This window comes from Pedococcus sp. P2_A3 (assembly GCF_056405035.1).
In genome coordinates, this window is record NZ_JBFUCW010000011.1 from 35,925 (window position 1) to 50,079 (window position 14,155).

Here is a 14,155-nt window from a genome sequence, read left to right on the forward strand (position 1 = left end):
GAAGCCACCGGCAGCCATGCCCAGCCCTCCTGACGCACCCAGCGCCGGCAGCACCGGCCAACGACCTCCGGTGACCAAGGCACCGACGACCTCGCACCCCCAGGTCCCCATCGGCCGGATCCCGGTCCAGGGGATCAGCCCCGTCGTGGACGACGGCGCCCGCCCCGCCAAGGCGGTCGTGGGCGAGCAGTTCACCATCGGTGCCACCGTCTTCCGCGAGGGTCACGACGCCGTCAACGCGTCGGTCGTCCTCGTGGCGCCCGACGGGACCGAGCGGGTGACCGCCATGACCTCCGTCAACCCCGGCCTGAACACCTGGGCCGCCGTCGTCGAGCCCGACGTCGAGGGGTGGTGGTCCTACCGCGTCGAGGGGTGGTCCGACCCCTACGGCACGTGGGACCACGACGCGAGCATCAAGGTCGCGGCCAACATCGACGCCGAGCTCATGCTCGAGGAGGGCGCGCGCACCCTCGAGCGGGCCCTGGCCGAGGTCAAGCGCACCAAGGACCAGAAGGCCGTCCTCGCCGACGCGGTCACCGCCCTGCGCGACACCCGCCGCCCCCCGCTCGCCCGCCTCCACGCCGGCACCGACCCGTCGGTGCGGGCCGAGCTGGCCGCCCGCCCGCTGCGCGAGCACGTGAGCCCGTCCGCGGCATACCCGTTGCTCGTGGAGCGGGAGCGTGCCCTGTATGGCGCGTGGTACGAGATCTTCCCCCGCAGCGAAGGTGCGGGGCAGGACCCCGAGACCGGCAGGTGGACCTCCGGCACCCTCCGCACCGCGGCGAAACGGCTGCCCGCGATCGCGCGGATGGGCTTCGACGTCGTCTACCTGACGCCGATCCACCCGATCGGGACCACCAACCGCAAGGGGCCCAACAACACCCTCGAGGCCGGTCCCGACGACCCGGGCAGCCCCTATGGCATCGGCAGCGCCGACGGCGGCCACGACGCCATCCACCCCGACCTCGGCACCTTCGACGACTTCGACTTCTTCGTGGCGCAGGCCGAGGAGCTCGGCCTCGAGGTCGCGATGGACATCGCCCTCCAGGCCTCCCCCGACCACCCCTACGTCACGACGCACCCCGAGTGGTTCAAGCACCGCGCTGACGGCACCATCGCCTACGCCGAGAACCCGCCGAAGAAGTACCAGGACATCTACCCGCTCTTCTTCGACAACGACCCCGCGGGGTCCTACGCCGAGATGCGCCGGGTGATCCAGGTGTGGATCGACCACGGCGTCAAGATCTTCCGCGTCGACAACCCCCACACCAAGCCGGTGGAGTTCTGGCAGTGGCTGATCGACGACGTGGCGCGCGACCACCCTGAGGTGATCTGGCTGGCCGAGGCGTTCACCAAGCCGGCCATGATGCACACGTTGGCCAAGACCGGCTTCCAGCAGTCCTACACCTACTACGCGTGGCGCAACCAGAAGTGGGAGCTCGAGGAGTACCTCACCGAGCTCTCGGGTGACGCGGCGGCATACATGCGCCCGTCGTTCTGGCCGACCACCCACGACATCCTCACGCCCTACATGCAGTTCGGCGGGCCGGCAGCGTGGAAGCTCCGCGCAGCCCTGGCCGCGACGCTGGTCCCCACCTACGGCATCTACGCCGGCTACGAGCTGATCGAGCACGTCGCCCGGCCCGGTGCCGAGGAGCAGATCGACAACGAGAAGTACCAGTACAAGAACCGCCGGTGGGAGGACTACGAGCCCGGCGGGGTCAAGGAGGGCCAGTCACTGGCCGGTTACCTCACCCGGCTCAACGAGATCCGCCGCGAGCACCCCGCCCTGCACTGGCTGCGCAACATCACGTTCCACCACGTCGACGACGAGAACATCATGGCGTTCTCGAAGCGGCGCGTGCTCCCCGACGGCACCGAGGACACCGTCGTGGTCGTCGCGAACCTCGACCCGCACAGCACCCGCGAGTCGACCGTGCACCTGGCGATGCCGGCGCTCGGGCTCGACTACCACGACGGCATCGCCGCGCAGGACCTCCTGACCGGCGCCTCGTGGCACTGGGGCGAGCACGTCTACGTCAGACTCGGGCCCGAGACCGAGCCCGTCCACATCGTCGCCATCCGGAGGTTCTGATGCAGGGTCTCAACCTCGCCCAGCCCGGGCTCAAGAACGACCCCGAGTGGTTCAAGACCGCCGTCTTCTACGAGGTCCTCGTCCGCGCGTTCGGCGACTCCAAGGGCTCGGGCTCCGGTGACTTCACCGGGCTGATGGGCCGGCTCGACTACCTCGCCTGGCTCGGCGTCGACTGCCTGTGGTTGCCGCCCTTCTACGCCTCACCGCTGCGCGACGGTGGCTACGACATCGCCGACTACACCGCGGTCCTGCCCGAGTTCGGCACGCTCCCCGACTTCCAGGAGCTGGTGTCGCAGGCGCACGCCCGCGGCATACGGGTCATCACCGACTTCGTGATGAACCACACCAGCGACGCGCACCCCTGGTTCCAGGCCTCGCGCTCCGACCCCGAGGGACCGTTCGGCGACTTCTACGTGTGGTCCGACACCGACGAGCCCTACTCGGACGCCCGCATCATCTTCATCGACACCGAGGTCTCGAACTGGACCTTCGACCCGGTGCGGCGGCAGTTCTTCTGGCACCGGTTCTTCTCCCACCAGCCCGACCTCAACTTCGAGAACCCGGCCGTCCACGAGGCGATGTTCGACGTCGTCCGGTTCTGGATGGACATGGGCATCGACGGGTTCCGGCTCGACGCGGTCCCCTACCTCTACGAGGAGGAAGGCCACAACTGCGAGAACCACCCGAAGACCCACCAGTTCCTGGCCAAGCTCCGCAAGATGGTCGACACCGAGTACCCGGGGCGGATCCTGCTGGCCGAGGCGAACCAGCCCCCGGCCGACGTCGTGGACTACTTCGGCACCGAGGAGGAGCCGGAGTGCCAGATGTGCTTCCACTTCCCCGTCATGCCGATGCTCTACTACTCCCTGCGCGAGGAGAAGGCCGCGCCGATCGTCGACGTCATGGCCGACACCCCCGACAAGCCGGCGGGCACGCAGTGGGGCACGTTCCTGCGCAACCACGACGAGCTCACCCTCGAGATGGTCACGCCGGAGCAGCGCACCGCGATGTACGGCTGGTACGCACCCGACCCGCGGATGCGGGCCAACGTCGGCATCCGGCGACGGCTGTCACCGCTGCTGGACAACAGCCGGGCCGAGATCGAGCTGATCCACGCGCTGCTGCTCTCGCTGCCGGGGTCACCGTGCCTCTACTACGGCGACGAGATCGGCATGGGCGACAACATCTGGCTCAACGACCGCGACGCCGTCCGCACCCCGATGCAGTGGACGCCTGACCGCAACGCGGGCTTCTCGGCGGCCGACCCCGGCAAGCTCTACCTGCCGGTCGTGTCGTCGCTCGTCTACCACTACAACAACGTCAACGTCGAAGCCCAGATGGCGAGCAGCTCCTCGTTGCTGCACTGGGTGCGGGCGATGCTCGAGATCCGCAAGCGCCACCCCGTCTTCGGGCTCGGTGACTTCGAGGTCTGCCCGTCGGACAACGAGGCGGTGCTGTCCTTCCTGCGCGTGACGTGGGACCACGACGGCAACAACGACTCCGAGGCCGTGCTGTGCGTCAACAACCTCGCGAGCCGTCCGCAGGCCACGACGGTGCGCGTCCCCGACGAGTTCCGGGGCGCCCACCTCGAGGACCTCTTCGGTGGTCAGGGGTTCCCGAAGATCGGCGACGACGGCACCATCACGCTCACCCTCGGCTCCCGTGACTTCTTCTGGCTCCGTCTGGTGCCGGGTGCGGCACATGGCTGAGATCCACGAGGACGCCACGATCTCGCCCACGAAGCTCGAGCTCGTGGCGCCCTGGATGGCGCGCCAGCGCTGGTATGCCGCCAAGGGACGGCTCCCGGTGCTGCGCAAGCTGTGGTCCTGGCGCCTCGACGACCCCGCAGGGAAGGTGGGCATCGAGACGCTGGTCGTCGTCGACGAGGGAGGCAGCGAGCCAGTCGTCTACCAGGTGCCGCTCACCTACCGCGGCGCGCCACTGGAGGGCGGCCAACAGGCCCTGGTCGGCACGATGGAGCACAGCGTCCTCGGACCGCGCTGGGTCTATGACGGGCCGCACGACCCGGTCTACGCCGCGCAGCTCCTCGCGCTGGTCCTGGAGCAGGCCGTTCCCCAGGCCGGCAGCGAGTCCGACACCGTCGAACCGGACGTCGTCCCCCGGCGGCATCCGTCATGGACGACCGAGACCAGCCTGCGGTCCTCCAAGGTGCTGTCCGGTGAGCAGTCCAACACCTCGATCGTGTTCGACTGCACCGACGCCGATGGCGGCCCGAAACCGTTGATTTGCAAGGTGTTTCGCATGCTCCAGTCGGGCGAGAACCCCGACGTGACCGTGCAGGGCGCACTGTCCGAGGCCGGCTCGACGCGGGTGCCGACCATGGTGGGCACCGTGAGCGCGGCCTGGCCATCGGTCGTGGCGGGCGACGAGCCCTCCCGGGGCCACCTGGCGTTCGCGCAGGAGTTCTTCCCCGGCACCGAAGATGCCTGGCGGGTGGCACTGCGTGCCGTCGGCGCCCACGAGGACTTCGCCGAGTCGGCCCGCCAGCTCGGCGCGGCCACCGCGGAGGTGCACGCCCGCCTGGCGGAGATCCTGCCCACCGAGCCGGTGTCGCCGGAGACCATCGCCAGCGTGGCGGCAGGCATGCGCGCCCGCTATGTCGCCGCCGCCTCCGAGGTGCCCGCCCTGGCCGCCTACGAGCACCGCATCGCTGATGTCGTCGACCGCGCCGTGAACGCGAGCTGGCCTGCGCTGCAACGGATCCACGGCGACTACCACCTCGGCCAGGTGCTCAAGGTGGACGGTCGCGGCTGGGTGCTGCTCGACTTCGAGGGCGAGCCGCTGCGCCCCCTCTCCGAACGCATGCGGCCCGACCTCGCGGTGCGTGACATCGCCGGCATGCTCCGCTCGTTCGACTACGCCGCGGGGTCGTGGGAGCAGTCCCACCCCGGGGGCAGCGCGCGCGACTGGGCCGAGAGCGCGCAGCGCGCCTTCCTCGACGGGTATGCCGCGGAGTGCGGACGCGACCCGCGCGAGGACGCCGCGCTGCTCATCGCCTTCCAGCTCGACAAGGCGCTCTACGAGGTCGTGTACGAAGCCCGCAACCGGCCCACCTGGCTGACCATCCCCACGGCTGCCGTGGTCCGACTGCTCGACGACGCGAGGAAGGACCTGACGTGAGTCCACGGTTCGGCAAGAAGAAGCAGAAGAACGCCTCCCAGCACGACGCCACCGACACCCCGGTGGTCCCCGAGACCCCGGCCACCCCGGCCACCCCGGCGGTCGACGAGACCCCGGCCACCCCGGAGTCTTTGAGTGATCCGACGGACCSCACCCCGTCGGATCCTGCAAAGACTCGGGAGTCACCGGTCGAGGAGGCGCCGGCTGAGCCCGAGGCGCCGGCTGAGCCCGAGGTGCCGGCTGAGCCCGAGGCGGCGGCTGAGCCCGAGGCGGCGGTTGAGCCCGAGGAGACCCCGCCCGGTGAGGAGCCGGCCCGTGGGTGGTTCGGCCTGCCCGACCCGGCCGACGCCACGCCTGCCGAGACGCCGACGAGTCGCTCGGCGGCGCGTCGTGCGGCGGAGCCGCCGGTCGAGCCGCCCGTGGAGCGCGTCCCCGAGCCGGTGCCGACACCGTCGACCCCCGAGGAGGCGATCCGCGCGCTCGCGGACGGCCGCCACCAGCAGCCGCACGACCTGCTCGGTCACCACCTCGAGGAGGACGGCCTGCTCGTCCGCACCTACAAGCCGTTCGCCTCTTCGGTCGGCGTGCGCTTCCAGGACGGCGAGCGGATCGAGCTCCTCCACGAGTCCGACGGCGTCTGGGGCGGGATGCGCGTCGGTGCCACCGAGACCCAGGACTACCGACTGCTCGTGGCCTACGCCGATGGCATCGAGCACGAGATGGACGACCCCTACCGGTTCGCCCCCACGCTCGGGCCGATCGACCTGCACCTCATCGGCGAGGGTCGCCACGAGGAGCTCTGGACCGTCCTGGGCGCCCACGTCCGCGAGTACCCGGGGCCGATGGGCACCGTGGTCGGCACCTCGTTCGCCGTGTGGGCACCCCGCGCCCAGGCCGTCCACGTGGCGGGTGACTTCAACAGCTGGGACACCCGCAGCCACGCCATGCGGCTGTTGGGCGAGTCCGGCGTCTGGGAGCTGTTCGTCCCCGGTGTCGGCGACGGCACGCTCTACAAGTTCCTCGTGCGCGGCGCCGACGGCAAGGTTCGCGAGAAGGCCGACCCGATGGCCCGGGCGACCGAGCTCCCGCCGGGTCGGGCGTCCTCGGTCGTCCAGTCCCGCTACAGCTGGAGCGACGACGCGTGGATGCAGCAGCGCGCCGGCAGCGACGCCCACAAGTCGCCGATGAGCGTCTACGAGGTGCACCTCGGCTCGTGGCGCAGCGGCCACGGCTACCGCGACCTGGCCGAGCACCTGGTCAACTACGTCGCCGACCTCGGGTTCACGCACGTCGAGTTCATGCCCGTGATGGAGCACCCCTACCCGCCGTCGTGGGGCTACCACGTCACGAGCTACTACGCACCGAGTGCACGGTTCGGGCGGCCCGACGACTTCCGCTACCTGGTGGACCGCTTGCACCAGGCCGGGATCGGGGTGATCCTCGACTGGGTGCCCGGGCACTTCGCCACCGACCCCTGGGCGCTGGCCAGGTTCGACGGCCTCCCGCTCTACGAGCACCCCGACCCGCGCAAGGGCTGGCACCCGGAGTGGGGCTCCTACATCTTCGACTTCGGCCGGATGCAGGTGCGCAACTTCCTCGTGGCCAACGCGGTGTACTGGATGGAGGAGTTCCACGTCGACGGCCTGCGGGTCGACGGCGTCGCCTCGATGCTCTACCTCGACTACGCCCGCAAGGACGGCGAGTGGGTCCCCAACATCCACGGCGGTCGCGAGAACCTCGAGGCGGTGGGCCTGCTCCAGGAGGCCAACGCCACGGCATACAAGCGGGTGCCCGGGATCGTCACGATCGCGGAGGAGTCCACGTCGTGGCCGGGCGTCACCAAGCCGACCGACACCGGCGGCCTGGGCTTCGGGCTGAAGTGGAACATGGGCTGGATGAACGACTCCTTGAAGTACCTCAAGGAGGACCCCATCCACCGGCAGTACCACCACCACCTGCTGACCTTCTCGCTCATGTACGCCTACAGCGAGAACTACCTGCTGCCCATCAGCCACGACGAAGTGGTCCACGGCAAGGGGTCGCTGCTGCGCAAGGCGCCCGGCAGCCGCTACGACCAGCTCGCCACGGTGCGGGCGTTCCTCGCCTACATCTGGAGCCACCCCGGCAAGCAGCTGATCTTCATGGGCACGGAGTTCGCCCAGGAGGCCGAGTGGGCCGACGGGCGACAGCTCGACTGGTGGCTGCTCGACCACGCCGCCCACTACCGGGTGCACAACCTGGTCAAGGAGCTCAACCGCGTCTACCGCGACAACCCCGCGCTGTGGGCGCTGGACTCCGACCCGGCCGGTTTCGAGTGGCTCAACGCCGATGACAACGCGTGGAACACTTACTCCTACTTGCGTTTCGGGACCCAGGACCGCCAGGGTCCGGTGGTCGCGGTCGCCGTGAACTTCGGCGGCCTGGCCCGCGACCCGCTGCGGATCGGCGTGCCGCGTCCCGGGGACTGGAAGGTCATCCTCGACACCAGCGGCTACGACGAGTTCGGGACACCGAGCCAGGCCGAGGTGGTCGTGACGGCGCAGGAGCACGGAGCGAACGGCCAGCCGTGGTCGGTCGAGGTGCGCGTCGCCGCCCTGTCGGCCATCTACCTCGCGCCCGTCGACGACAGGCTCGTGGAAGGTGCGGTCGTGGAAGGTGCCGTCGTGGAAGGCCGACTCGAGGAAGGCGGAGACCGATGAGCGACCCGCGCGCAGGACAGCTCGCCCAGCCCTCGGACCTGGTCGACGTCGCCCATCTGGTCACCGCCTACTACACGCTCTCCCCCGACCCCGAGGACGTCGACCAGCAGGTCGCGTTCGGCACCTCCGGGCACCGGGGGTCGAGCCTGAAGACCGCCTTCAACGAGGCGCACATCCTCGCCACGACGCAGGCGATCTGCGACTACCGCAGGTCGCAGGGCTACGACGGACCGCTGTTCATCGGGCGCGACACCCACGGCCTGTCGGAGCCGGCATGGGCCAGCGCCCTCGAGGTGCTGGCGGCCAACGACGTCATCGTGCTCGTCGACGACCGCGACGGCTACACCCCGACGCCCGCCGTGAGCCACGCGATCATCCGCGCCAACGAGGGCCGCACCACCGGTCCGGTCCTCGCCGACGGCATCGTCGTCACCCCCTCGCACAACCCACCCTCCGACGGCGGGTTCAAGTACAACCCGCCGCACGGTGGTCCCGCCGACAGTGATGCGACCAAGGTGATCGCGGCCCGTGCGAACGAGCTGATCGCCGGTGGTCTCGAGGGCGTCCGCCGTATGCCGTTCAGCCGGGCCCGCGCGCACGCGCAGCCGTACGACTTCCTGGGCACCTACGTCGACGACCTGCCCCACGTCGTCGACCTCCAGCGGATCAAGGACGCCGGGGTCCGGATCGGTGCCGACCCGTTGGGTGGTGCCTCGGTCCACTACTGGGGCGAGATCGCCGACCGGCACGGGCTCGACCTGACCGTCGTCAACCCGCTGGTCGACCCGACGTGGCGGTTCATGACGCTCGACTGGGACGGCAAGATCCGGATGGACTGCTCGTCCCCGTCGGCGATGGCCTCCCTCATCGCGCGCAAGGACGAGTACGACATCGCCACCGGTAACGACGCCGACTCGGACCGCCACGGGATCGTCACCCCCGACGGTGGCCTGATGAACCCCAACCACTTCCTGGCTGTCGCCATCCAGTACCTCTTCGGCGGCGCCCGGCCCGATTGGCCCGGGGACGCGGCGATCGGCAAGACGCTGGTGTCCTCCTCGATGATCGACCGCGTCGCCGCAGACGTGGGCGGTCGCCTGGTCGAGGTGCCAGTTGGCTTCAAGTGGTTCGTCCCCGGCCTCATCGACGGCAGCTTCGGCTTCGGCGGCGAGGAGTCGGCCGGCGCCTCGTTCCTGCGTCGTGACGGCAGGGCCTGGACGACCGACAAGGACGGCATCCTGCTGGCCCTGCTGGCCTCCGAGATCCTCGCGGCCACCGGGCAGAGCCCCAGCCAGCACTACCGCGAGCTGACGGCCAGGCACGGCGACCCGGCCTACGCCCGCATCGACGCGGCGGCCAACCGTGAGCAGAAGGCCAAGCTCGCGGCGCTGTCCCCCGACGACGTCGCGGCCAGCTCCCTCGCCGGTGAGCCGATCACCGCCAAGCTCACCGAGGCCCCCGGCAACGGCGCCGCCATCGGCGGGCTGAAGGTGACGACCGCGAGCGCCTGGTTCGCGGCCCGTCCGTCCGGCACCGAGGACGTCTACAAGATCTACGCGGAGTCCTTCCAGGGCCCTGAGCACCTCGCGCAGGTGCAGGCGGAGGCCAAGGAGGTCGTGGGGGCGGCGCTGGGCGGCTGAGGTCGCTTGGCGGTTGCCGGAAATTCGGAGGCATCCTCCGGAACAAACCGGAGGGATGCTCCGTTGCACCCGACATGACGCCCATGAACTCACCACGCCAGTCCGGGCCTCGCACCCTGCCCCGCACGGGCAGCTCGGGCCCCAACCTCGCGACCCTCGACCAGCTCCGTGGGCTGCGTCGCCCGCGCCTGATGCAGCCCGCGGCGCGCCGCCACCAGATCGAGCAGGAGTGTCGGGCCTGCTGAGGCTCGCTCCCCACAGCACCGAAGCCCCACCCGCATGACCCGAACGGGCCCCGCCAGCCGGCGGGGCCCGTTCGTGCGTGCGGAGCCTCGACGGGTCCCCTTGAGGTCTAGTCGGTGGTGACCGCCGGCGCGGGGCCGCTGACGACGGTCTCGTCGACGGCCGAGCTGCCCGCCCCGAGCCTCGACTGCTCGTCCTTGACCCACATGCGGGTCAAGCCGCCGAAGTGCCCCTCGAACTTGTCCCACTCGTGCCGCGGGTAGGTGGTCTGGATCGTGTCGCTGAGCAGGCTGCGGAAGTCGTCCGAGTCGACCCACTCCAGGACCATCTCGTCGATGTGCGGCAGCGCGGCGTCGCAGAACTCGCGGTAGCGGTCGGTGTCGAAGTGCGCGTCGGCGAGGCCCTGGTAGGCGGCGAGCTTGCCGCCGTAGTCGAGGTCGGCGTCGTCAGCGACGGTGAACCACGGGTCGGTGTCGACCTGGGTGCGCGCCTTGCGTCCCGTGGCCACGCAGAACACCGACCACTTGATCAGGGCCTTCATCGCCCACGGGAAGTAGTAGTGCAGTGACGTCACCGCCACGTCGGGGCAGGCGTTCGCGTAGTCGATCGGGTAGACCACGCCGTCCTTCACGAGCATCTCGCAGGAGTTGAACTCCCACCGGAAGAACGCGTTCACCGTCTGGGCGATGGTGACCGCCTCGGTGCCGACGCCCTCGGACAGGAAGCCGTGCTCGACGGCATACCGGTTGTGCATCGGCTCGTCGGGCTGGAACTTCATCACCATCGTCTCGGGGCCGATGGTCAGGGCCCGCGCGAACACCTCGAAGTCCTTCACCGAGGCCTGCAGGTGCATGAGCATCTCGCCGGACTCGTCGTAGGCCTTGTGCAGGTCGTCGACGTTCTTGACCTGCGACACCCCGCGCCAGCCGCCGCCGTCGAACGGCTTCATGAACAGCGGGTAGCCGATCTCCTCGGCGATCTTGTCGAGGTCGAAGGACTTGTTGTAGCGCTCGGCCGTGTAGGCCCAGCGGACGTTGTCGATGGGGTTCTTGTAGGGCACCAGGACGGTCTCGGGCACGTGCATGCCGAGGCGCAGCAGCGCGCAGTACGCGGAGTGCTTCTCCATCGACTGGAAGGTGAACGGGCTGTTGAGCAGGTAGACGTCGTCCATCAGCGCGACCTTCTTGAGCCACTCGCGCGGGTGGTAGTACCAGTAGGCCAGCCGGTCGATGACCAGGTCGTGCCGTGGTTTGTCGCGCAGGTTGAACGGCTCGATGGTCACGCGCTCGGTGTTGACCTGGTGGCTGGTGCCGTCGGGTCCGGTGAGGACGCCGAGTCTGCCCGCGAGGGTCTCGAACGCGCGCGGCCAGTCACCCTCCGCGCCCAGCAACAGTCCGATGAGGTGTTCCTGAGTCTTCGCCATGCGACCCATCCTGTCGGCTCAGGAGTCCGGCCGCGACCCCTCGCGGAGGGCGGCGCTCAGAACAACGCGCTCATCAGCGCGGTCCGCGCCTTGCGCACCCGCTCGTCGTGCGACCCGACCACGGCGAACAGCTGCAACAGGTGGTTCCGGGCCTGCTCGCGCTCGTCACCGGAGGTCGCGCGCACGAGGTCGATGAGCCTCAGGAAGGCGTCCTCGACGTGCCCACCGAGCACGTCGAGGTCGGCCACGAGACCTTGCGCGGCGACGTCGGTGGGGCGGTCCGCCGCGGCGGCGCGCGCCTGCTGGAGGTCGACGCCCTCGGTGCGCTGCATGAGGCCCACCTGGGCCAGTCCCAGCTCGGCGTCGGCGTCGGCGGGGTTCTGCTTGAGGGCCTGCTGGTATGCCGTCGCGGCACCGTCGAGGTCGCCGCGCTCGATCGCGTCGTAGGCCTCCTGGTGCAACGGCGGGAGCTGCTCCTCGACCTCCTCGCCATCGCCCGCGGGGTCCGGGGCGGTGACCTCCACCCGGCCCGTCACGCCGTGCTGCACGGCCAGCGCGAGGAACTCGTCGAGCACCGGGCGCAGGGCCGACTCGGGCTGGATCCCGGCGAACATCGGCACCGGCTGTCCCTGGACCAGCCCCATCGTCACCGGCACGCTCTGCACCTGGAAGGCCCGCAGCAGGGTGGGGTTCTTCTCGACGTCGACGCTGACCACCTGGAAACGACCCTCGAAGCTCCGGGCCACCGACACGACGGTGTCGAGGTAGTCGCGGGACTCGGGGATCTGTGCGGCCCACAGGACGAGGAGCATCGGGACGCCCACGGAGGCGTTGGCGATCTCCTGGAAGTTGGTGTCGGTGCCGTCGACGACGACGCCCGTGCGGCCGGCGACCCCACCTGCCGACTGCGCGGGAGGGGCTGCGGCTGGTCGCGCGGCAGGAGCTTCCGCGGTCGGCTGGTTGCGCAGGGCGGTGAGGTCGACGGCGCCACGCAGGCCACCGGTGGTCAACGGCTGGTCACTCATGGCGGTGATTCTCCCTCACGAGCCCTGGGCGGAGTACAGCACCTCGTCGACGGCGACCACGCTGGCCTTGCCCTCGGGGGGCACGGTGAGGACGACCGTCTCGTACGTCTTGAGGACGGCGCTCTTGGTCAGCACCTTCTTGCCCACCAGCCGCTGGAAGTCGGCGCTCGGCGTCAGCGACTTGCCGCGCTTGCCGAGGCTGATGGTGTCGGTGCGCTGGAGGAGGCCGAAGACGAGCGCTCCCCCGCCCCGCAGCGAGATGGCGACGGTGTTCCTGGGCTCCACCGCGTGCACCTGGGTGAAGGCGGCGAGGCCGCCGAACGCCTTGACCTGCTCGCCGGCATGCGCCCGGATCGCCGTGGAGAACGGGTCGGTGCTGTCGACGTCCTTGGCGGTGACGGGCTTGGGGTAGGCCAGGCTCGCGGCATACTGCGCGAGGAGGGGGCCGGGCTGCACCGGGAGCTCACTGCCGGTGGTGACCACCGGCGACCCGGCGTCGAGCGAGTCGAGGGCCGCGACGGTCGCGCCGGGCTGCATCGGCGCCGCGGCGCTCAGCCGGAAGGGCGTGCGGGCGTCCGGTGAGACGAGCAGGTTGAGGGCCGTGCCCCCCTCGGCGGTCGCGGTCTGCACGAGGATGAGCCGCGGCCAGGCGGTGCCGCGGGAGACCGCGAGGACCTTGGGCGGTTCGGTGCGGGTGAGCGGCGCGGGCGCGGTGGCCGCACCGCTCTCGAGACGGCTAGCGGCGTCGGCGACGGCAAGGGCGCCGCCGGTGAGCGCCTCCGTGCGCAGGCGCTGGGCATCGGCGGGCTTCGCGGCCGCCGCCTCGGCAGCCTTGGCCAGGACGCGGGTGGCAATGGCTTCCGCGCTGTCGGCGGAGATCGGCGCGGTGGTCGTCACCTGGGTGGGCGCGTCGTGGACGCCGACCAGACCGGGTGCGACGCCGCAACCGCTGAGGGCCAGGCTGAGGACGCCGACGACGGCGCCGGCGACGGCGGAGCGGATGCTCGTGCGGGGGGTCATGCGGTCACCTCCTGGTTCGGTGCGTCGGGCGGGGTCGGGGTGTCGTGGCTGGTCGGGGTCTCGTGGCTGGTCGGGGTCTCGTGGCTGGTCGAGGTCTCGTGGCTGGTCGGGGTGTCGTGGCCGGTCGGGGGCTGCGGTCCGCGGCGGGGCCGGGTCTGCCAGAGGGTGGCGGCTCCGGTCGCGGCGGCGAGCAGGCCGACCAGGGTCACGAGCAGGGCCTGGAAGAACCAGGTGTGCCGCTGGACCGTCACGGTCACGGAGGTGAGGTCGACAGGGGTGCCGTCCGGAGCCGCGATGACGACGGCCTCGGGGGCGCCGGTCTGCTCGACGGTCAGGTGCACCTTGCCCTCCCCCTTCGCGGTCTGGCGCCAGACGTCCGCCCCGGCGAGATCGGGTGCCGTCCCGGCCCCGGCCCGCGACTGCACGAGACTCCAGTCCCGCAGGTGCGCGCCGGTGACCGAGGTGCGGTCGGCGCCGCCGATGATGGCCCGGGCGTCGGCAGGGGTGGTGCGCCCCATCCAGATCGTCGTGCCGGGGGCGGCGACCGCGGTGACGGTGGCGGGCGCATCGACCCGGTTGAGCAACGACGGCTCGACCACGACGAGCGCCCCGTGGTCCGGGGTGCTGCGCAGCGTGGCACTGCCGGAGGAACCGAGGTGCACGGTGAACCAGGCCCCGACCAGGAGGAGCCCGAGTCCGATCACCGTCAGCGCGGCGGACAGCACGCGTTTGGCGACCATCGACACAGTAGAAATCCTTACGTGAGCGGGCCGGCCCACGGGGGGTCCCCGCAGCCGGCATTCACACCACCATGGCTCAGTCTCCCCCACGACCACAAATCCCCGGAGCCCTCTTCACCCCCGTCCAAG

General features: G+C 70.6%; 10 protein-coding genes. 6 read left to right on the top strand and 4 right to left on the bottom strand.

Features of this window, described 5'->3' with window-relative positions; genetic code table 11:
- Window positions 1-16 precede the first annotated feature (16 nt).
- From AC1DX8_RS10590 to AC1DX8_RS10615, 6 genes are all read left to right on the top strand, one after another.
- Complete coding sequence (locus AC1DX8_RS10590; RefSeq protein ID WP_477629961.1) at window positions 17-2,095, top strand: alpha-1,4-glucan--maltose-1-phosphate maltosyltransferase; 2,079 nt, start codon at window positions 17-19, stop codon at window positions 2,093-2,095.
- Entirely contained in the window at window positions 2,095-3,804 is a 1,710-nt protein-coding gene (gene treS / locus AC1DX8_RS10595) for a maltose alpha-D-glucosyltransferase (RefSeq protein ID WP_477629886.1), read from the top strand. Before AC1DX8_RS10590 ends, treS begins: the two co-directional genes overlap by 1 nt.
- A complete protein-coding gene (locus AC1DX8_RS10600) occupies window positions 3,797-5,236 on the top strand; it encodes a maltokinase N-terminal cap-like domain-containing protein (RefSeq protein WP_477629887.1) in 1,440 nt (479 codons plus the stop codon). Before treS ends, AC1DX8_RS10600 begins: the two co-directional genes overlap by 8 nt.
- A complete protein-coding gene (gene glgB / locus AC1DX8_RS10605; RefSeq protein ID WP_477629888.1) occupies window positions 5,233-7,935 on the top strand; it encodes a 1,4-alpha-glucan branching protein GlgB in 2,703 nt (900 codons plus the stop codon). The genes AC1DX8_RS10600 and glgB overlap by 4 nt, the downstream gene beginning before the upstream one ends.
- Window positions 7,932-9,575 (top strand): phosphoglucomutase (alpha-D-glucose-1,6-bisphosphate-dependent), encoded by a 1,644-nt coding sequence (gene pgm, locus AC1DX8_RS10610; RefSeq protein WP_477629889.1) that lies wholly within the window; start codon window positions 7,932-7,934, stop codon window positions 9,573-9,575. The genes glgB and pgm overlap by 4 nt, the downstream gene beginning before the upstream one ends.
- 83 nt (window positions 9,576-9,658) lie before the next feature.
- Window positions 9,659-9,820, top strand: coding sequence for a hypothetical protein (locus AC1DX8_RS10615; protein ID WP_477629890.1), 162 nt, complete (start codon window positions 9,659-9,661; stop codon window positions 9,818-9,820).
- 107 nt (window positions 9,821-9,927) lie between these two features.
- On the opposite strand, the gene AC1DX8_RS10620 is transcribed toward AC1DX8_RS10615, so the two are convergent.
- Genes AC1DX8_RS10620 through AC1DX8_RS10635 form a run of 4 tightly spaced genes read right to left on the bottom strand, consistent with a single transcriptional unit; the run spans window position 9,928 to window position 14,026 of the window.
- The gene (locus AC1DX8_RS10620) at window positions 9,928-11,241 is read right to left on the bottom strand and encodes an ATP-grasp domain-containing protein (protein ID WP_477629891.1); all 1,314 of its coding nucleotides are present in this window, start codon (window positions 11,239-11,241) and stop codon (window positions 9,928-9,930) included.
- A gap of 56 nt (window positions 11,242-11,297) precedes the next feature.
- Window positions 11,298-12,266, bottom strand: a complete 969-nt coding sequence (locus AC1DX8_RS10625) for a tetratricopeptide repeat protein (protein ID WP_477629892.1) — start codon at window positions 12,264-12,266, stop codon at window positions 11,298-11,300.
- 15 nt (window positions 12,267-12,281) lie between these two features.
- Window positions 12,282-13,286, bottom strand: a complete 1,005-nt coding sequence (locus AC1DX8_RS10630) for a hypothetical protein (protein WP_477629893.1) — start codon at window positions 13,284-13,286, stop codon at window positions 12,282-12,284.
- A complete protein-coding gene (locus AC1DX8_RS10635; protein WP_477629894.1) occupies window positions 13,283-14,026 on the bottom strand; it encodes a hypothetical protein in 744 nt (247 codons plus the stop codon). Before AC1DX8_RS10635 ends, AC1DX8_RS10630 begins: the two co-directional genes overlap by 4 nt.
- Window positions 14,027-14,155 lie beyond the last annotated feature (129 nt).

Coding starts and splice junctions, on each gene's coding strand:
- treS (WP_477629886.1), top strand. CDS start 2,095: ATGCAGGGTCTCAACCTCGCCCAGCCCGGGCTCAAGAACGACCCCGAG.
- AC1DX8_RS10615 (WP_477629890.1), top strand. CDS start 9,659: ATGAACTCACCACGCCAGTCCGGGCCTCGCACCCTGCCCCGCACGGGC.
- AC1DX8_RS10630 (WP_477629893.1), bottom strand. CDS start 13,286: ATGACCCCCCGCACGAGCATCCGCTCCGCCGTCGCCGGCGCCGTCGTC.
- pgm (WP_477629889.1), top strand. CDS start 7,932: ATGAGCGACCCGCGCGCAGGACAGCTCGCCCAGCCCTCGGACCTGGTC.
- AC1DX8_RS10620 (WP_477629891.1), bottom strand. CDS start 11,241: ATGGCGAAGACTCAGGAACACCTCATCGGACTGTTGCTGGGCGCGGAG.
- AC1DX8_RS10600 (WP_477629887.1), top strand. CDS start 3,797: ATGGCTGAGATCCACGAGGACGCCACGATCTCGCCCACGAAGCTCGAG.
- AC1DX8_RS10635 (WP_477629894.1), bottom strand. CDS start 14,026: ATGGTCGCCAAACGCGTGCTGTCCGCCGCGCTGACGGTGATCGGACTC.
- AC1DX8_RS10590 (WP_477629961.1), top strand. CDS start 17: ATGCCCAGCCCTCCTGACGCACCCAGCGCCGGCAGCACCGGCCAACGA.
- AC1DX8_RS10625 (WP_477629892.1), bottom strand. CDS start 12,266: ATGAGTGACCAGCCGTTGACCACCGGTGGCCTGCGTGGCGCCGTCGAC.